This window comes from Pseudomonas sp. IT-P176 (genome assembly GCF_949767245.1).
Lineage (GTDB): Bacteria > Pseudomonadota > Gammaproteobacteria > Pseudomonadales > Pseudomonadaceae > Aquipseudomonas.
On record NZ_CATKPN010000048.1, the window covers coordinates 40,996 to 58,747 of the forward strand.

A 17,752-nucleotide genomic window follows, 5' to 3' on the forward strand; every position below is an offset into this window, starting at 1 on the left:
TAGTTACCAGAACCGTTGTTGGGTCAAGCGGCTCCACCAGGTCAACAACAGGCGATCCACCGAACCACTGGCAGCCAACCCGACACGCTCCTGCAAACTCTTGCGCTCGGCATAGTGCAGGTGGAACAACTCGGCGCCCTTGGCGCGTTCGGCCAGGTACTCGTCGCTGGTCTTGAGTTCATCCACCAGTTGTTTGTCCAGCGCGGCGATACCCAGCCAGACTTCCCCGGTGGCCACTTCATCGATGGCCAGTTGCGGGCGATAACGGGCGACGAAGTTCTTGAACAGTTCATGGGTCACATCCAGGTCTTCCTGGAACTTCTCCCGGCCCTTCTCGGTGTTTTCACCAAACACCGTCAGGGTGCGTTTGTATTCGCCAGCGGTCAGCACTTCAAAGTCGATGTCGTGTTTTTTCAGCAACCGATTGACGTTGGGCAACTGCGCCACCACGCCGATCGAGCCGAGGATGGCAAAGGGCGCGCTGATGATCTTCTCGCCGATGCACGCCATCATGTAGCCGCCGCTGGCGGCGACCTTGTCGATGCACACGGTCAGTGGCACGCCGGCCTGGCGAATCCGCGCCAGTTGCGAGGAGGCCAGCCCGTAGCTATGCACCATGCCACCGCCGCTTTCCAGGCGCAGGACCACTTCGTCCTTGGGCGTGGCCAGGGACAGCAGCGCGGTGATTTCGTGGCGCAGGCTCTCAGTGGCCGAGGCCTTGATGTCGCCGTCGAAGTCGAGGACGAACACCCGCGGCTTGGCCTCAGGCTTTTTCTTGTGCTTCTTCTCGGACTTGGCTTCGGATTTGCGCAGGGCCTTGAGCTGGTCCTTGTCGAGCAAGGTCTGCTCCAGGCGCTCGCGCAGCCCCTTGTAGAAATCGTTGAGTTTGCTGACCTGCAACTGGCCCGCTGATTTACGCCGGCCCTTGCTGCGCAGCGCGGCAAAGCTGGCCAGGACCACCAGGATGGCGATCACCAGGGTAACGGTTTTAGCCAGAAAACTTGCGTACTCGGCAAAAAACTCCACATGGACTCCTTAACGACGGTGCGCCGCTCGATACGCGGGCGCGGATAGCTCCAGCATACCCATGCGACCGCGTTGCGGCCAGCCGTGAAACCTGATGCGAGGGGCCTCCAACGAGCATTTCAAACAAGCGTATGTTTTTTCATTGACAGCTCACCGGCATCCTCATAACCTCGCAAAACCTTCAACGTACCGGGATGACGCGGACGTGGGCAGCATCTACTTGATTCGACATGGCCAGGCCTCCTTCGGTGCAGACGACTACGACGTGTTGTCGCCGACCGGGGTGCGCCAGGCAGAAATCCTCGGCAGCCACCTGGCTGAGCTGGGGCTGAGCTTCGATCGCTGCCTGGCCGGCGACCTGCGCCGCCAGCAACACACCGCCAACAGCGCGCTGGCGCAGTTCGCCGCCGTTGGCCTGCCGGTGCCGACCCTGGAGACCGACTCGGCCTTCAATGAGTTCGACGCCGACGCGGTGATCCGTGCGCTGCTCCCGGACCTGCTGCCCGAAGAACCCGAGGCCCTGCACATCCTACGCAACGCGGCGCACAACCGCGGCGAGTTCCAGCGCATCTTCGCCCTGATCATCGAGCGCTGGCTGGCCGGCACCTACGACCCACCCGGCCTGGAAAGCTGGCTCGGGTTTGTCGAACGGGTGCAGGCCGGCCTGCAACGCATACTGGAACAGGCCGACAACACCCAGAAGATCGCCGTGTTCACCTCCGGCGGCACCATTACCGCCCTGCTCCACCTGATTACGCTGATGCCAGCCAAACAGGCTTTCGAGCTGAACTGGCAAATCGTCAACACCTCGCTCAACCACTTGAAGTTCCGTGGTCGCGAGGTGGCCCTGGCTTCTTTCAACAGTCATGCCCACCTGCAACTGTTGAAGGCCCCGGAACTCATCACTTTCCGATGAACCCCGGATTACTGTGACCCTTGCTGTAACACCCCATAAAAGGATCGAACCATGACCTCCGTAGCTGACGCCGTACAAGCAATGCAAGCCAAGTTCAACCCAGCCGCCGCTGCCGGCCTGGACCTGGTGTTCGGTTTCCGTATCGACGAAGACAAGAACTTCTCGCTGGTTGTCAAAGACAGCACCTGCGAACTGAAAGAAGGCGAGAACCCGGACGCCCAAGTGACCCTGGTCATGGACAGCGAAACCCTGCAAGGCATCGTCAGCGGCGAAACCGATGGCATGCAGGCTTTCATGGGCGGCAAACTGCGCGCTGAAGGCGACATGATGCTGGCGATGAAACTGTCCGAGCTGTTCCCGGCCTAAGCCAGCGGCCTCCCCTGTGGAGGCCCGGCCAAGCTGCAGACGAATCCCGCCGCCAAGGCGGGATTCGTCGTTTCAGGCCCCCGACGGGCCTTCAGTGCCCGCTTGCTCTACACTGCGGGGCCCTTTACGTCAGCGACCGGCCCATGGACATCGATCTCGCCCGTACCTTCCTGGAAATCGTGCGTTGCGGCAGCCTGGCCGCGGCCGCGGAAAAACTCCACGTCACCCAGACCGCGATCACCGCGCGGGTACAAAAACTCGAGAGCCAACTGGCCGCCACCCTGTTCGTGCGCAACCGTGCCGGCGCCCGCCTGACGGCCGACGGTGAGGCCTTTGTGGTGTATGCCAATCAGTTGGTGCAGACCTGGGAGGCGGCCCGCCGCGACTTGCCCCTGCCGGACGGCTACCGCAATGTGCTGCACATCGGTGGCGAGGTCAGCCTGTGCAATCCGTTGATGCTCAGTTGGGCCCGGGACATTCGCGCCAACATTCCGGCCTACGCCCTGCGCACGGAAATCGGCAACGGCGAAGCCCTGCTGCGGCAGTTGGAAATGGGCGTGCTGGACGCCGCCCTGGTGTTTCAACCCGAATACTGGCCGCGGCTGCAGGTCGAGCAACTGCTCGAGGAAAAGCTGATCCTGGTACGACTGCCCTCGCAACCCGAACCCTATGTGTACATCGACTGGGGCAGCGACTTTCGCCGTCAGCACGACTCTGCGCTGCCGGACAAGGCCAAAGCCGTGCTGAGTTTCAACCTCGGGCCGCTGGCGTTGCAGTACATTCTGCAGAACGGTGGCGCCGGTTACTTCCGGACCCGGGTGGTGCAGTCCTATCTGGACAGCGGGGTGCTGGAGCGGGTGCCCAAGGCGCCGGAGTTCAGCTACCCGACGTTCCTGGTGTATTCGCGCGATCGTGATTCCCAGGTACTGCAGCAGGCGTTCGAGCTACTGCGCCAACTGGTCCAGCGGGAAAGCGACTGGTCACAGCGCTGGGACCCACTGCTCTGAAGGCGCTCAAGGCGCCTTGAACAGCTCGGCATAACACACCGGTGAACTGCCAGTGTCACATCGGTCCAGCTCGTCCTCCAGCCACTCGGCAAGGACTCGGGCATTGTTCTGCGTCTCATGACGAGCCGCGTAGATCAGCGTCAGCGGGCCACGTTCGGCCAACTCCAGCAATTGCCACCAATGGCCCGGTTGCGCCGCCAACTCTTGTCGGTAACCCAGGCGAAAGTGCGCAAAGTCAATTTCGGCGGTCTTGAAGGCGCGTCGCAGCGCAGTCGAGGGCGCCACCTGCGGCAGCCATTGAGCCAGCGCCAACTGCTGGCGGGGACAATTGCGCGGCCAGAGCCGATCCACCAGCACTCGACAACCGTCACTGGCCTCCGCCGGCGCGTAAGCACGTTTGCAGTCAATCATCACCTGGCCTCCCGGATCGGCATTCAGCGCCTGGATCACCGGCTATTACGCAGATCCATTGGCCGGATAATTTGCCCGCGACTAATCTTCTGTCAATAACAACGACAACAGGTGATCAGGGTGAGGCAAACCACGCAGGCGTTTCGCAACCGATATCGCGCCGAGATCCACCGCTTCTACAATCCGTGGCTACACGCAGGGTTTGTGCTGGTGTTCGGGATCACGGCGATCAGCCTGTTCTGGGGTACGCTGGAGCAGGTGCAAGTGCTCGAATGGCTGGCGGTGCCGCTGACCCTGCTGCTGTTCAACCTGGTGGTCTATACCGTGCACCGGCACCTGGGCCATCACAAGCATGCCTTTGCCCGCCTGTTTTATGCCCGTCATGCCGGCGATCACCACAGTTTTTTCGCCCCCGGCCAAATGGCCTACGACACCGCGCGCGACTGGCGGGTGATTCTGTTTCCGGCCTGGCTGATCGTGGTGCATTGCCTGCTGGTCACCTTGCCCGCCTGGTGGTTGCTGGCGCAGTTCAATGGCAACGTTGCTGGACTGTTCGCCGGCTGCATGATCCTCGGCTACCTGACCTACGAAGTGTTTCATGCCTGCGAACACCTGCCGCCGAGCAATCCCCTCACCCGCCTGCCGTGGATCCGCCAGATGCGCCACCTGCATGAACTGCATCATCGGCGCGAGCTGATGCAGGCGCGCAACTTCAACATCGTGTTGCCACTGATGGACTACCTGTTTGACACGCTGTACTGGGAAGACCACCCCAACCACGCCCACCTGCCTTGGAGCAGAACGCCCATGACCCGCCTGCAGCACCAGATCGACATTGCCCGCGAGCCGATTGCCGTGCTCGCCTACGCCAGCAGCGCCACCCGCTGGCCGGAGTGGCACCCCTCCTCGCTGCGGGTCGAGGGGCCGCAAGGACCGCTGCATGCCGGGGCACGTTTTGAAGAGGACATCCACGCCGGTGGTCGCGCCGGGCACCTGAGCTGGGAGGTCAACGAATACCTGCCGGGGCGTCGTTGGAGCGCCCGGGCCCAGGGCGATCATGGCCTGGAATTGCTGTTGACCTATGAATGCAGCAGCGAGGGCGACGGCAGCCGTTTTGTGCGTACCCTGGAGTACCGCTTCAGCGGTCTGTGGATGCGCCTGGCCAATCAATTGCTGCTCAAGCGGCGGATCGACCGCGAGTCAGCGGTGTCGCTGCTGGCCCTGCGCGACCGCGCGCTGGGCACGCTGGTCAAGCCCGCCGGAGCCGTCGCTTGATGAGCGGCGCGCGCCGGCGCGTCAGCCTCAGTGGTTTGCTGTTGGTGGTCGTGGTGCTGATCGGGCTGTTCCTGCTGCTGGCGCCGACCCAGGTGCAACCCGTGGCCTGGAAGCCGTCGCCAGCACCTTCCCTGGTCTCGGGGGTGTTTGCCGAAAACCAACGGCTCAGGGACGTGGAGCACGTCGGCGCGGCCAACCTCCCGGGGCCCGAAGCCCTGCTGCTGGAAGACGGCTTCCTGATCAGCGGCCTGCATGACGGCCGGGTAATCCGCAGCAGCCTGGACGGCAAGGTCCTCAAGGTGCTGACCGACACCGGCGGCCGCCCCCTGGGCCTGGCCCGGCATCCGGATGGCCGGCTGATCATCGCCGACGCCATCAAGGGCCTGCTGGCCCTCGATACCCAAGGCCAGTTGATCGCCCTGAGCACCGAGGCCGGCGGCGTGCCCCTGGGCTTTACCGATGATGTGGTCATCGACCGGACCGGGCACTACGCCTATTTCAGCGATGCTTCCAGTCGGTGGGGCTACGGCCATGATGGCGAGGCGATCATCGAGCACGGGGGTGACGGGCGTCTGTTGCGCTATGACTTCCAGAGTGGCAAGACCGAGCAGTTGCTGGACCGCCTGGAGTTCGCCAATGGCGTGGCGCTGGGGCCCAATGACAGCTTTGTGCTGGTTAACGAAACCGGTGCCTATCGCATCACCCGCTACTGGCTGAGCGGCCCCAAGGCACGCACCCGCGAAGTGTTCGTCGACAACCTGCCGGGCTTGCCGGACAACCTCAGCTTCAATGGCCAGGAGCGTTTCTGGGTGGCGTTGTACGCACCGCGCAACAGCCTGCTCGATGGGTTGGCCGGGTATCCGTTCGTGCGCAAGATGATCGTCAGGGCGATGATGCTCCTGCCCAAGCCGGTGGAGCGCCGAGCGTTTGCCCTGGGGTTGGATCTGGACGGCAAGGTGATCAGTAACCTGCAGGATGCCAGCAGTGGCAACTACTCACCCATCACCACGGTCCGCGAGTATGGCGACTGGCTGTATTTCGGTTCGCTGAAGTCCAGTCATATGGTGCGACTGCCTTTGGCCAAGGCGTTGTCAGCACTGCCTTGAGTAAATCACGGGGGCGACGCTGCGCCCCCGCCGAGTGGTCAAGCCTTGGAGGCACCGTTCAAGCTTTTGGAGATTTCGTCTTTGATCGTAAGGCGTTTGGCCTTGAGCTTCCTCACCTCGTCGTCGGCCTGGGCAGCGGCTTCCGCCTTCAGTACCTGGGTGTCGATATCCGAGTATTTATCCAGCAGCGCGTGCAGGTGGGGATCATTGGCACGCTTTTTCTGAATGTCTTCCTTTGAATAGCTCAAGTCCTGATACAGGTCATGTTTCACCGGCATGGAACACCTCCGTTTGTTGATCGGTGGCGAACACTTGTCCTGTGTTCACCAGTTATCAGCATGGCCTTGCCTGAGGGTCGCTGTCGACCGTCAATCGGACCAGCGGTGTCCGTTCGTCGCCCCTCACCCGCGGCCGCTCTCCCCCAGGACACTGCGGATCATGCTCAACAGCGCATCCGGACCATAGGGCTTGCTCAGCAAGTAGGTGTCGGGGCTAAGCTGATGATTGTCGGAAATGATGTCGCGGGTATGGCCCGAGGTGAACAGCACCGCCACTGCAGGCACCTGGACCTTGGCCCAGGCGGCCAGGTCGGAACTCTTGATCAGCCCGGGCATCACCACGTCGGTAAAAATCAGGTCCACCGTCGCCCCGTCCAGCAGCAACTGCATGGCACTGTCGCCATTGCCCGCGAGCAACACCTGGTAGCCCGAGGCCTGGAGAAATTCGGCGGCGGTACCACGTACTTCCTCGTTGTCCTCCACCACCAGGATCGTCTCGTTGCCGCCTGTGCCTGGCACACTTCGCGATGGCATCTCACGGCTCTGGGCGCGTTCACTGCGAGGAAAATACATGTGCACGCACGTGCCGCCGCCGACCTCGCTGGTCATCTCGATATGCCCACCGCTCTGTTTGACGAAACCGAACACCATGCTCAGGCCCAGGCCGGTGCCCTGGCCGTCGGCCTTGGTGGTGAAGAACGGTTCGAACGCCTGCTTGAGGGTCGCCGCATCCATGCCCTCGCCGGGGTCGATCACCGACAGGCGCACATAGTCGCCAGCGCTGATGCCCTTGCCGACGCACACGAAGCGATCGAGCACGACGTTTTTGCCACTGATCACAATCGTGCCTTCGCTATGCATCGCGTCACGGGCATTGATCGCCAGGTTGAGCAAGGCGTTTTCCAACTGGTTGCGGTCGACCGAAATGCACCAGGGGTCGTCGGGCAGTTGCACATCGATCTGAATGGTTTCGCCCAGCGCACGCTGCAGCAATTCCCCCAGGCGCTGGTAGATTTGCCGAGGGTTGTAGACCGCCGGCGACAAGGGCTGGCGGCGGGCAAAGGCGAGCAGTTGCGAGGACAGCATGGCACCGCGCTCGACGGCTGCCAGGGCGGCACCGACCCGGCGCTGCACGTTGGCGTTCTCGGCTTCATGGCGGGCCAACAGGTGCAGGTTGCCGGCGATCACCTGCAACAGATTATTGAAGTCATGGGCAATGCCGCCGGTCAATCCACCAATGGCTTCGAGTTTCTGCGACTGGCGCAATTGCTCCTCAGCGGCGAGGCGCCCTTCCACCTCATCGGCGACCCGCTGCTCCAGGTTGCGGGTGAACTTGAGCAGGTTCTCTTCGGCAGTCTTGCGCTCGTGGATATCGATCAGCACCCCGGGAAAACGCAGGGGTTGAGCTTGTTCATCGAACTCGCAGCAACCACTGGCCAGCACCCAGCAATAACTGTCATCCGCCCGCCGGATACGGTATTCAGCATTGAACGGGCCACCATTTTCCAGGGCTTGCTCCACCAGCTGATTAACCTCTGGCAAGTCATCGGGATGGATTCTGGTCGCGGCGTACTCGGGTGACATCAGCTCCAGCGACTGCTCGCACGGATAGGAAAAAGTCCGCGCAAACCGCTCATCCCCGGACAGCAGATTGGCCCGAATGTCCCAGACAAACGACCCCAGCAAGGCCCCGGCATTGAGCGCCAGGCGTACCCGTTCGTTGTCGGCACGATAGGCTGCTTCGGCCTGTTCGCGCAGGCGTTCAGAGGTCATGTGGGCGGTGGTTTCCACGACAATCGCGAGGACCCCGGCCGGCACGCCGTCATCATCGGCCACCGGGCTGTAGTAGAGGTCCATGAACACGGCTTCGGGCTGGCCGTTACGCAACAGCTCCAGCTCTTTGTTGCGGTATGAAAGGGTGCCACCAGCCAGGCAGGTGTCGACCACGTTACGGTTGAATTCGGCGACCTCCGGCCAACCCAGTTCCACTGGCGAGCCGAGCAGATAGGGATGACGCCCGCCGGCAAACACCGAATAGGCATCGTTGTAGATCATGTAGCCGGGGCGTCCCCAGAGCATCACCAGCGGCACCGGTGAGGCCAGCAGCAACTGCACCGAACTGCGCAGGCTGCGCGACCAGGTATCGTAGCTGCCCAGTTCGGTGACGCTCCAGTCGAACGCGCGAATGCGTTCGGCCATTTCGCCGCTCCACCCGCTACAACCATGATTCTGCGTTAGAAACTGCATCGATGGACTCTGTGCGCACAGCGCAAAGGTGGAACAACGGACCGACGCAGGTGGGCCCGCGCTCAAAGCTTGGAGCGCGGCCGGCGCTGATGGTTTCATTGTTGTCCAACTCGCGGCGCTTGTCAGCCCGCGATGTGCGGGCCGAGCTACGCCTGAATCCGCAGTCAGTTCAGCTCAATCGGTGCCGTACTTGGGCGAACGCGGTCCATACAGCAGGCCTGCTGGTTGCCCAGCTGACAGCAGCCGGACACTGGTGATGCCGGCAACCGGGTGACCGGCGTCGGTGGAGCTGTTGACGATCTGTTTGACCGCCGCGGTAATCAGCATGCCGACCAGGCCGCCACCACCGCCGCCGCCACTCTCTTCGCTGGAGGCCCGGGCGGTGCCAGTCCACAGGGTAGTGCCGGTGCGCAGATCCACCAACTTGGCGCTGGCCGTGACCACGGTGTCGCTGGCGATCAGCATGTAGCTGGTGCCGTACTCACTCACGGTGATGTAGAGCGCGGCGTCGGCACCGAAGATCTCCTGCAGCTTATTGGCGGGCGCCTGGTGGATGTCTGCCGGCGTGGTCAGGCCGTTCTGGCGAAAGGTCTCGTCAACCAGGGCGATGGGCAAGACGTAGTAACCGGCTTCCGCCAATGGGAAGGTCACCTGGGACAGCATGCTGTAAGTGGCCTTGACGTCCGGCGAGTCGTTCAGCGGCGGCAACACCAGGATGCTTTTCGGACGGCTTTGCTTGTACGCCGAATAGTCCACGGTCTTGGGGCTGACACATCCACCCAGCAGGGCCAGGGCCAGGGCCCCAGCCAGCAGTTTTACTGAGCGCACGATCATTTGGCATCTCCGGTCTTGGCGTTCTTGAGCAGGAAGTCCATGTACGGCCCGGATTCGGGAAACAGGGCTTTCTCGGTCCGGAACTGCTGCACCATCTGATCGTCCTTGCCCATGCTCAGGTACAACAGCCCCAGGTGGGCGTGGTAACCCGGTGGCGGGGTGCTGCCCGTGGCATTGATCTTCTGCAGGTCGCGCTCCAGCGCTTCGGCCTGAGCTTCCTTGGGCTCTTCGCCCTTGAAGTACTCATACACCTGGGGCTGGTAGTCTTCCCATTGGTACAGGGTTTTCGGGGTGCTGCATCCGGCCAGCAACACGCTGCCCGACAAGGCCAGGGCCATCATTGGCCACGCCATACACTTGCTCATCGGTATCGCTCCTGGTGATCGACCTTGATCAGTTGCCCGGCTTCCAGGCACCGGCGTTCATGCCGTCTACAAGACGATTGATCGCTTCGCGCATGGCCAGGTCCAGGACCTTGCCGTTGAGGGTCGAGTCGTAGGAAGCGGTACCGCCGAAGCCGATCACTTCGCGGTTGGACAACGCGTACTCGCCCGCGCCCTGGGTCGAATACACCACTTCCGAGGTGCTGATGTTGACGATATTCAGGTTGACCTTGGCGTAAGCCACCTGGGTCTTGCCACGACCAAGAATGCCGAACAGTTGGCGATCGCCGGTTTCCTTGCGACCGAACTCGGTGACATCGCCGGTCACCACAAAGTCGGCGCCCTTGAGGCGTTGGGCCTGGCCCTTGATAGCCGCTTCCTGCTGGATTTCACCCATGTTGTCTCGGTCCAGCACGCTGAAGCGGTTGGTCTGCTGCAAATGTGTGATCAGGATGGTCTTGGCCTGGCCACCGAGACGGTCTACGCCATCAGAGAAAATCCCGCGCATGTAGCTGGAGCGGTTGTCGAACTTGCCGACTGCCATAGGCACCCGAGCACCGCTCCAGGCCTGAGTGGCGCTTTCGACTTTGGCCACCGGCAAGGCACGGGAGCTTTCGGTTGCACATCCGCCGAGCGTGGCCGCGATGGCTATCGCTGCACCTGACAGCACCATCCGAGAGATCATTCTCACTGCATATTCCTTATGTAAAAACTGTTTATCCCGGCACGAACAGGCCTGGTTACTGCACGTTGCAGCAACAAAAGATAATGATGGGATGGAAATCGACAGCCAGGCTTCGAGGAGTCGGCGCGCGGCATTATTGCAAAGTGCTATCGCCGAGGACAGCACTAATAAGGCGCTGTGCCGGCCACCTTCGAGGTCGGCAGCAAGCGGAAACTTCAACTGGCAGTTTTTCCCGGTTGCCAGCATTGCCGCGACGCCGCACTCCTCTTCAAATCGATCCTGCAGGGCATGAGCCCACCCACCTCGCCTACAGGACTGTAATGACATGGACGTTGACCCGCGCTTCACCCGTCGCGATAAATCCCGCAACCGACTGCTGGCCCATTTGCTCAGTCTTGCGCTGGCCCTGCTGCCTTGCCTCGCCACGGCCCGTGCCGATGGTTTGCCGCCCCCAGGCACCGCCCTGCAGTCCCGTGCGATCCAGGTCGGTGACACGACCTGGGCCTATTACGAGGGCGAGAAAAACGGCCCGAGCCTGCTGCTCGTCCATGGGTTTGCTTCCGGCAAGGACGTTTGGGCCCGCCTCGCCGCAGACCTCGGCACAGACTTTCACTTGATCATTCCCGACCTTCCTGGCTGGGGTGAATCGACGCGCCTCCCGGGCCAGAACTATGACATTGAAGCCCAGGCGACGCGCCTTGATGGGTTTATCCAGGCGCTTGATCTCCAACAGCTCACCCTGGTCGGTCATTCCATGGGCGGCGCCATAACCGGGGTGCATGCCGTCGAACGGCCACAGCGGGTAGCCCGACTGGCGCTGATCGGATCCCTGGGATTGAGCTTTGTCGAAAACGACTTCATCCGTGCCCTGAATGCCGGTGACAACCCGTTTATCTACGATGACCGTGCCGGTGTCGAACGCACCGCGCGCCTGGTCTACCTCGATCCACTGCCGATGTCCGACCAGCAGGTGGCAGACGCCATCAGTCTCAACCGCGCCCAGCGCGCCTTCATCGAATCGACCCTGGAGCAAATCCGCCCGCCTTCCCAATGGCGGGCATTGGACCCGCGTCTGGGCCGGCTCAACATACCGGTGCTCGGCGTCGGCTGCCGCGAGGATCGAGTGATCGATATCTCTGCCCTGCAGACCCTGGAAAACCGCCTGCCGCCCCATCAGGCCCGGCAGTTGGTGACCCTGGACGGCTGCAACCACTTGCCCATGCTGGAGCGTCCAGTGGAAACCGCGCGACTGTTGCGCAATTTCGCCAACGGCTGATTCAATGAAAATCCCGACTGTGCACGCTGATGCCGTTCAGCAGCGGACTCAGGTCGCTCAGGCGGCCGGCGATCAGGTGGCGCACTTCGCCGACCTTTTCCCAGCGCCCGTCGACCTTGAGCAATTGCGCCCCGACCAGGGTCTTGCGCTGGCGCTCGGCGAGGTCGCGCCAGACCACCACGTTGATGTTGCCAAACTCGTCTTCCAGGGTGACGAAGGTCACGCCACTGGCGGTGCCCGGACGCTGGCGGCCGGTGACCAGGCCGGCGACGCTGACGTTGCGTCCGTGTTCGACCTCCAGCAACTGCAGTGAGCTGCGGCAACGCCGGGCCCGCAACTGCTCGCGCAACAGTGCCAGCGGATGGGGGCCGAGCGTGGTGCCGACGCTGTGGTAGTCGGCGTGCAGGTCTTCACTGACGGTGGGGGTCGGCAGGCTCACCGGCGGTTCGTCCTGGCTCGGCAAGCCGGCGAACAGTCCCAGTTGTTGCTGCACCCCCGCCACCTCCCAACGCGCCCGGTGACGATTGCCGGCGAGCGGACGCAAGGCGCCGGCATCGGCCAGCAACGCATGGGCCCGGGCATCGAGCCCGGCGCGCTGGCCAAGGTCGGCCACATCGACGAAGGCCCGGCACAGGCGTGCCGCCTCGATACGCCGGGCGTCCTCCTCACGAAACCCCTTGATCATGCGCAAGCCCAGGCGGATCGCCGGCTGCTGCTGGGCAATCGGTTCCAGGCTGCAATCCCAGGCACTGGCGCTGATGTCCACCGGGCGGATCTGCAGTTGATGCCGGCGCGCGTCCTGGAGGATCTGGTCGGGACTGTAGAAACCCATCGGCCAGCTGTTGATCAAGGCACAGGCAAACGCCGCCGGCTCATGGCATTTGAGCCAGCAACTGGCGTAGGTCAGCAGGGCAAAGCTGGCGGCGTGGGACTCGGGGAAACCGTAGCTGCCAAACCCCTTGATCTGCTCGAAGATCTGCGCGGCAAACGCCTCTGAATAGCCGTTTTTCAGCATGCCTTCGCGCAGGCGCACCTGGTGCGAGTCGAGGCCACCGTGACGTTTCCAGGCGGCCATGGCGCGGCGCAGTTGATCCGCCTCGCCGGGGCTGTAGTCGGCCGCCACGATGGCGATCTGCATGACCTGTTCCTGGAACAACGGCACCCCCAGGGTGCGCTTGAGCACCGCTTCGAGCGCCACGCTGGGATAGGTTTCTGGCTCCTCCTTGTTCCGCCGCCGCAGATAGGGGTGCACCATCCCGCCCTGGATCGGCCCGGGACGGACGATCGCCACTTCGATCACCAGGTCATAGAAGGTGCGAGGTTGCAGCCGGGGCAGCATCGACATCTGCGCCCGGGACTCGATCTGGAACACGCCGATGGTGTCGGCGCGGCAGATCATCTCGTAGGTCGGCGGGTCTTCGGCCGGGATATTCGCCAGGCTCAGGTCCAACCCGCGGTGGTAGCGCAGCAGGTCGAAACAGCGGCGAATGGCGCTGAGCATGCCCAGGGCCAGGATGTCGACCTTGAGCAGGCCGACCATGTCCAGGTCGTCCTTGTCCCACTGGATGATCGTGCGCTCGGCCATGGCCGCGTTTTCCACCGGCACCAGGCTGTCCAGCGGCTGCTCGGAAATCACGAAGCCACCCGGGTGCTGGGACAGGTGCCGAGGGAAGCCGATCAGTTGCCGGGTCAGGCTCAACACCCGGCGCAGCAGCGGGGTGTCAGGGTCAAAGCCACTTTCACGCAAACGCGCAAGCCCCGGCGCGTCGTCACTCCAGTGGCCGCAGCAGTCGGCCAGGGCGTTGATCTGGTCGGGCGGTAAACCAAGGACCTTGGCCACATCGCGGATCGCCCCGGCCGCGTGGTAAGTGCTGACCACTGCCGTCAGCGCCGCCCGGCGCCGACCATAGCGCTGGAACACGTATTGCAGGACCTCCTCACGGCGCTCGTGCTCAAAATCGACGTCGATATCCGGCGGCTCGTTGCGCTCGCGGGACAGGAACCGCTCGAACAGCATGTTCATCCGGCTCGGGTCGATTTCGGTAATGCCCAGGGCAAAACACACTGCCGAGTTGGCCGCCGAGCCTCGGCCCTGGCACAGGATGCGCTGGCGCCGGGCGAAGCTGACGATGTCCTCGACGGTGAGGAAATAGCTCTCGTAGCCCAGCTCGGCAATCAGTTGCAGTTCCTTGTCGATCAGCGCCTGCACCTTGCTGTCCGGGCCTTGCGGCCAGCGCCGGGCCAGGCCCTGCGCGGTCAAGTGGCGCAGCCAGGAGGTCGGCGTCTGCCCTTCAGGCACCAGCTCACGAGGGTATTGATAGCGCAACTGAGTGAGATCGAAACGGCAGCGTTGGGCAATCTCCAGGGTTTCGTCGAGCAGCGCGCGCGGATACAGCTCACCCAGCGCCTCAAGACTGCGCAGATGCCGCTCGCCATTGGGGTGCAGGCGCTGCCCGGCGGCGGCCACCGGCACATGCAGGGCAATCGCAGTCATGCAGTCCTGCAGCGCCCGGCGACCACGGGCATGCATGTGCACATCACCGCTGGCCACGGCGCGGATCTGCAACTGTGCCGCCAGGGCCTGCAGATCGGCCAGGCGCCGGGCATCGTTCTGCCCGCAATGCAACTCCACCGCCAGCCACAACCGCGCGCCAAACAGCCCTTTTAACCAGGCGCCCTCGCCCGGCGCATCGTCCGGGTCCGGCAGCCACAAGACCAACAGCCCGGGCAGGGGCTCGGCAAAGTCTTCGCGCAGGACCCGGTACTGGCCTTTTTCCGCACGCCGCCGGGCCTGGGTGATCAGGCGGCACAGGGCCTGATAACCCTCGATGTTCTCCACCAGCAGCACCAGCTTCGGGCCGTTCTCGATGCGCATTTCACTGCCGATGATCAGCGGCAACCCCTGCACCCTGGCCGCTTGCCAGGCGCGAACGATGCCGGCCAGGGTGCATTCGTCGGTGATCGCCAGGGCCTGGTAGCCCTGGCGCCTGGCCCGTTCGAACAGTTCCCCGGCACTGGAGGCACCGCGCTGGAAACTGAAGTTCGACAGGCAGTGCAGCTCGGCATACCCGCCGCTCATGCAAACCAGCCCTGCAGCCACAGCGGCCCACCCTCGCCCACCCCGCGATAGGCCCAGCCCTGTTGCCCGGCACGAGTCTGGATCAGGTAATAGTCGCGGCGCACATCGGCGCCATCCCACCAGCCGGACTCGATGCGTTCCGGCCCCATGAGAATCCGTGCCGCGCTTTCCTGTACCGCCTGCGGCTCGGTCAGCAACCAGCCCGGGCGCTGCGCCCGCGACAGCAGCGTGGCAGGCTGGCTCTGGGCATGGGGTTGCCAGGCACACTCGGGGCGGTGGTCGGCCTGGAATCCCAGGCCCTGCACGGCATCGTCGCCCAGGCGGGCGCGCAGGCGCTCGCGCAACTGCTCCCAGGGCAAGGATTGCTGCGGGCGTTCGTCGAACAGCTCGCGGCGCTGCGGTACAAAGCTCGGCAAGTCCTGCGCCGACAGGCGAAACCCACGTACCGGGGCCTCGACCTGTACCTGTTCCAGGCGCCCCCGGGCCAGCTCGAACAGCATGCCCGGGTCGCGCTCGGCACTCAGCAGCCCGACCTTGATCAGGGTATCAGGCAGGCCGGCGTGCTCCAGGTACAGGTCGAACCGCTGCACGCCACTGTCACGACCACAGAGAAACGCCGCCAGGTCAGCGGTCAGCCGGCGCAACGGAAACAGCAGGGCCTGGTGCGATTGCACATCAAAATTCAGTTCGATGCGCACGTCGAAGCGGTCCGGCGGCAGGTAGAAGGCCAAGGCCAGCGGTCGGTCGCCCAGCAGGGTATCGAGGTGCTTGAGCACCGCTGCCTCAAACCGCCGGGCCAGGGTTTGCCGGGGTAGCGCCTGGACCTGGCCAAGGGTGCGCAGGCCCATGCGTGACAGGGCGCTGGCGACCGTCGGCGCCAGGCCGATGCGCTCGACCGGCATCTGCCCAAGCAACGGCCCCAGGGCCTGGGAGTCCGACACCGCCAGGCCGTCGTAGGCGTTGGCCAGGATCCGCGCGGCCAAGGGATTGGGCGCCGCCACCAGGCGATGGCGAAACCCCAGGGCCGTCAGCTCGGCACGCAAGCGGGCCTCGAACTGCGGCCAGGGCCCGAACAGCGCCAGGCTCGACTCGATTTCAAACAGTACGGTACGTGGGAAATGCACGCTGACCTGGGAACTGAAGCGGTAGGCCCAGGCCGCGAGAAACTGCTGCCAGTGTTCCACTCCCGCCTGGTCATAGTCGGCGCAGGCAAAAGCCTTGCTCAGGGCCTGGGCGGCCGTCATCGACTGCCCGGCCCGCAAGCCCAGGGCCCGCGCCGGCTCATTCACCGCCTGCAACACCCGGCGTTGTGCCGGGCCGCTCAGCAGCGCCAGCGGCTCGTCGGGGTCGCTGCGCTGACGCAAGACAGCGTCCAGCGCCAGTTGCGGGAACAGGATACAGACCCAGCGCATAGCAACCTCAATGCCCCGGGGCGAAGGCAATGGGCGCCGTACGGGCCAGCCCGCCGCGGCACTTGAGCACCCGCAACTGGGCGGGCCGCGCATCGATAGCGATGCGCAGGGCTGCCGGCGAAGGGTTGATCGCGTCCTTGATCGAGCGATAGGCGAAGGCCAGGGTCTGGCCGGTTTCGGCAGCCACCTGCAAACGCCGCAAGGCGCGGTCATCGGCCTGTTTCGGCCAGCACAGTACTGCGCCGCAACTGCCCGAGCGCAGGCATTGTTCCGCCGCCCACAGGGCCTCGCGGTCACTGGCCTGGATGACCGACAACTGGCGCAGGTCGATCCCGGCGTTCTGCCACGCCTGGGGATAGGGCACGCAGGGCGGCGCCACCAGCACCACCCGCTCACCGTCCGCGGTCAGCCGGGCCAGGGCCGGCCACACCAGCTGCAACTCACCGACGCCCTGCCCGGCAATCAATATCTCGCTGAGTGCCGCTTCCGGCCAGCCGCCGCTGGGCAACGCCGCGTCCAGCGCAGCATGCCCGGTGGGTTGGCGGCTGACGTCGGCGGGCGCAGGCCGGCCTTTCCAGACCTGGCCGCGATGGAACAGGGTGTCCAGCGCAACGACGGCACCCATCAGCCTTGTCTCACCAGGCCGCAGAACACCCCTTCGATCGCCAGGTCCTGATCGGCGCTGACCACAATGGGGCTGTAGGCCGGGTTGCGCGGCAGCAAGCGCACGCTGTCCCCGGCCCGTTCAAAGCGCTTGATGGTGACTTCGCCTTCGAGCCGTGCGACCACAATCTGGCCGTTCTGCACCTCGGCACTGCGGCGCACGCCCACCAGGTCGCCGTCGAGGATGCCATCGCCGATCATCGAGTCGCCCTGCACCCGCAGCAGGTAGTCCGGGGTCCGCGAGAACAGTGCCGGGTCCAGCCACAGCCGACTGTGCACCTCGGCATCGACCCCCATCGGCGCACCAGCGGCTACCCGCCCGAGCACCGGGATGTCCAGCAACTCGGGGCGCCGCGGCTGGTTGAGCAGGCGAATGCCCCGTGCCTGATGCGGGTTGACCTCGATGAACCCGCCCTCGGTCAGCGCCAGCACGTGCTTGCGCGCCACGCTGCGCGAGGCAAAACCAAAGGCCTCGCTGATTTCAGCGAGGCTCGGGGATTGGCCCTGTTGCGCGATACGGTCGCGGATAAAGGTCAGGATGGCGGCACGGCGAGGCGTTAAAGTATTCATGGAGTACATTTGTACTCCTCTCGAATATTTCTTACAAGAGCCATCCGCCGAGGGGTTACCCATAGCTACAGTGGTTTTGGGTTCTCGCAGGTGCGCCCGCCCAACTTGCGTAGGGACGAGCTTGCTCGCGATGGTGGTGTGTCAGGCATTATCGATGTTGAATGGACTGGCCTCATCGCGGCATAGGTATCTACACAACTTTGTAGCGGCCTCTGGGG

17 protein-coding genes are annotated in these 17,752 nt (G+C 63.9%); 6 read left to right on the forward strand and 11 right to left on the reverse strand.

Annotation, left to right across the window (positions count from 1 at the left end; all coding sequences use genetic code 11):
• Positions 1-3: 3 nt before the first annotated feature.
• Positions 4-1,026 carry a protease SohB gene (gene sohB / locus ACM6IP_RS14630; RefSeq protein ID WP_095171778.1) on the reverse strand — a complete coding sequence of 341 codons (1,023 nt, stop codon included), beginning with the start codon at positions 1,024-1,026 and terminating at the stop codon, positions 4-6.
• A 205-nt stretch (positions 1,027-1,231) separates the two neighbouring features.
• Between sohB and ACM6IP_RS14635 the strand changes: the two genes are divergently transcribed.
• From ACM6IP_RS14635 to ACM6IP_RS14645, 3 genes are all read left to right on the forward strand, one after another.
• A complete protein-coding gene (locus tag ACM6IP_RS14635) occupies positions 1,232-1,942 on the forward strand; it encodes a histidine phosphatase family protein (RefSeq protein WP_414861729.1) in 711 nt (236 codons plus the stop codon).
• Between the two features lie 51 nt (positions 1,943-1,993).
• Positions 1,994-2,308 carry an SCP2 sterol-binding domain-containing protein gene (locus tag ACM6IP_RS14640; RefSeq protein WP_095171774.1) on the forward strand — a complete coding sequence of 105 codons (315 nt, stop codon included), beginning with the start codon at positions 1,994-1,996 and terminating at the stop codon, positions 2,306-2,308.
• Positions 2,309-2,451: 143 nt separating this feature from the next.
• A complete protein-coding gene (locus ACM6IP_RS14645) occupies positions 2,452-3,315 on the forward strand; it encodes a LysR family transcriptional regulator (protein WP_159996843.1) in 864 nt (287 codons plus the stop codon).
• Positions 3,316-3,321: 6 nt separating this feature from the next.
• Here ACM6IP_RS14645 and ACM6IP_RS14650 read toward each other — a convergent pair whose 3' ends face one another.
• Positions 3,322-3,726, reverse strand: a complete 405-nt coding sequence (locus tag ACM6IP_RS14650) for a DUF488 domain-containing protein (protein ID WP_414861730.1) — start codon at positions 3,724-3,726, stop codon at positions 3,322-3,324.
• A 120-nt stretch (positions 3,727-3,846) separates the two neighbouring features.
• Between ACM6IP_RS14650 and ACM6IP_RS14655 the strand changes: the two genes are divergently transcribed.
• Entirely contained in the window at positions 3,847-5,001 is a 1,155-nt protein-coding gene (locus ACM6IP_RS14655; protein WP_414861731.1) for a sterol desaturase/SRPBCC family protein, read from the forward strand.
• Entirely contained in the window at positions 5,001-6,107 is a 1,107-nt protein-coding gene (locus ACM6IP_RS14660; RefSeq protein WP_414861732.1) for an SMP-30/gluconolactonase/LRE family protein, read from the forward strand. Before ACM6IP_RS14655 ends, ACM6IP_RS14660 begins: the two co-directional genes overlap by 1 nt.
• A gap of 38 nt (positions 6,108-6,145) precedes the next feature.
• Here the strand turns inward: ACM6IP_RS14660 and ACM6IP_RS14665 are convergent, their stop codons facing one another.
• The 5 genes from ACM6IP_RS14665 to ACM6IP_RS14685 form a co-directional block, all read right to left on the reverse strand.
• Positions 6,146-6,385 carry a DUF465 domain-containing protein gene (locus ACM6IP_RS14665; RefSeq protein WP_095171767.1) on the reverse strand — a complete coding sequence of 80 codons (240 nt, stop codon included), beginning with the start codon at positions 6,383-6,385 and terminating at the stop codon, positions 6,146-6,148.
• A 123-nt stretch (positions 6,386-6,508) separates the two neighbouring features.
• Positions 6,509-8,584 carry an ATP-binding protein gene (locus ACM6IP_RS14670; RefSeq protein ID WP_414861733.1) on the reverse strand — a complete coding sequence of 692 codons (2,076 nt, stop codon included), beginning with the start codon at positions 8,582-8,584 and terminating at the stop codon, positions 6,509-6,511.
• 222 nt (positions 8,585-8,806) lie between these two features.
• Positions 8,807-9,466 (reverse strand): DUF799 domain-containing protein, encoded by a 660-nt coding sequence (locus ACM6IP_RS14675; RefSeq protein ID WP_095171763.1) that lies wholly within the window; start codon positions 9,464-9,466, stop codon positions 8,807-8,809.
• The gene (locus ACM6IP_RS14680) at positions 9,463-9,831 is read right to left on the reverse strand and encodes a DUF4810 domain-containing protein (protein WP_095171761.1); all 369 of its coding nucleotides are present in this window, start codon (positions 9,829-9,831) and stop codon (positions 9,463-9,465) included. Before ACM6IP_RS14680 ends, ACM6IP_RS14675 begins: the two co-directional genes overlap by 4 nt.
• 28 nt (positions 9,832-9,859) lie before the next feature.
• A complete protein-coding gene (locus ACM6IP_RS14685) occupies positions 9,860-10,534 on the reverse strand; it encodes a CsgG/HfaB family protein (RefSeq protein WP_177440723.1) in 675 nt (224 codons plus the stop codon).
• Positions 10,535-10,859: 325 nt separating this feature from the next.
• Between ACM6IP_RS14685 and ACM6IP_RS14690 the strand changes: the two genes are divergently transcribed.
• Positions 10,860-11,810, forward strand: a complete 951-nt coding sequence (locus ACM6IP_RS14690) for an alpha/beta fold hydrolase (protein WP_414861734.1) — start codon at positions 10,860-10,862, stop codon at positions 11,808-11,810.
• A 1-nt stretch (position 11,811) separates the two neighbouring features.
• Here the strand turns inward: ACM6IP_RS14690 and ACM6IP_RS14695 are convergent, their stop codons facing one another.
• The 4 genes from ACM6IP_RS14695 to lexA are packed head-to-tail and all read right to left on the reverse strand — an operon-like array spanning position 11,812 to position 17,543.
• The gene (locus ACM6IP_RS14695) at positions 11,812-14,910 is read right to left on the reverse strand and encodes an error-prone DNA polymerase (RefSeq protein WP_414861735.1); all 3,099 of its coding nucleotides are present in this window, start codon (positions 14,908-14,910) and stop codon (positions 11,812-11,814) included.
• The gene (locus ACM6IP_RS14700; protein WP_414861736.1) at positions 14,886-16,301 is read right to left on the reverse strand and encodes a Y-family DNA polymerase; all 1,416 of its coding nucleotides are present in this window, start codon (positions 16,299-16,301) and stop codon (positions 14,886-14,888) included. Before ACM6IP_RS14700 ends, ACM6IP_RS14695 begins: the two co-directional genes overlap by 25 nt.
• A 7-nt stretch (positions 16,302-16,308) precedes the next feature.
• Positions 16,309-16,926, reverse strand: coding sequence for a translesion DNA synthesis-associated protein ImuA (gene imuA / locus ACM6IP_RS14705; protein ID WP_159996857.1), 618 nt, complete (start codon positions 16,924-16,926; stop codon positions 16,309-16,311).
• Positions 16,926-17,543 carry a transcriptional repressor LexA gene (gene lexA, locus ACM6IP_RS14710; RefSeq protein WP_095171750.1) on the reverse strand — a complete coding sequence of 206 codons (618 nt, stop codon included), beginning with the start codon at positions 17,541-17,543 and terminating at the stop codon, positions 16,926-16,928. Before lexA ends, imuA begins: the two co-directional genes overlap by 1 nt.
• Positions 17,544-17,752: the final 209 nt, after the last annotated feature.

Coding starts and splice junctions, on each gene's coding strand:
- ACM6IP_RS14640 (WP_095171774.1), top strand. CDS start 1,994: ATGACCTCCGTAGCTGACGCCGTACAAGCAATGCAAGCCAAGTTCAAC.
- ACM6IP_RS14645 (WP_159996843.1), top strand. CDS start 2,452: ATGGACATCGATCTCGCCCGTACCTTCCTGGAAATCGTGCGTTGCGGC.
- ACM6IP_RS14650 (WP_414861730.1), bottom strand. CDS start 3,726: ATGATTGACTGCAAACGTGCTTACGCGCCGGCGGAGGCCAGTGACGGT.
- ACM6IP_RS14660 (WP_414861732.1), top strand. CDS start 5,001: ATGAGCGGCGCGCGCCGGCGCGTCAGCCTCAGTGGTTTGCTGTTGGTG.
- ACM6IP_RS14665 (WP_095171767.1), bottom strand. CDS start 6,385: ATGCCGGTGAAACATGACCTGTATCAGGACTTGAGCTATTCAAAGGAA.
- ACM6IP_RS14670 (WP_414861733.1), bottom strand. CDS start 8,584: ATGGCCGAACGCATTCGCGCGTTCGACTGGAGCGTCACCGAACTGGGC.
- ACM6IP_RS14675 (WP_095171763.1), bottom strand. CDS start 9,466: ATGATCGTGCGCTCAGTAAAACTGCTGGCTGGGGCCCTGGCCCTGGCC.
- ACM6IP_RS14680 (WP_095171761.1), bottom strand. CDS start 9,831: ATGAGCAAGTGTATGGCGTGGCCAATGATGGCCCTGGCCTTGTCGGGC.
- ACM6IP_RS14685 (WP_177440723.1), bottom strand. CDS start 10,534: ATGATCTCTCGGATGGTGCTGTCAGGTGCAGCGATAGCCATCGCGGCC.
- ACM6IP_RS14690 (WP_414861734.1), top strand. CDS start 10,860: ATGGACGTTGACCCGCGCTTCACCCGTCGCGATAAATCCCGCAACCGA.
- ACM6IP_RS14700 (WP_414861736.1), bottom strand. CDS start 16,301: ATGCGCTGGGTCTGTATCCTGTTCCCGCAACTGGCGCTGGACGCTGTC.
- imuA (WP_159996857.1), bottom strand. CDS start 16,926: ATGGGTGCCGTCGTTGCGCTGGACACCCTGTTCCATCGCGGCCAGGTC.
- lexA (WP_095171750.1), bottom strand. CDS start 17,543: ATGTACTCCATGAATACTTTAACGCCTCGCCGTGCCGCCATCCTGACC.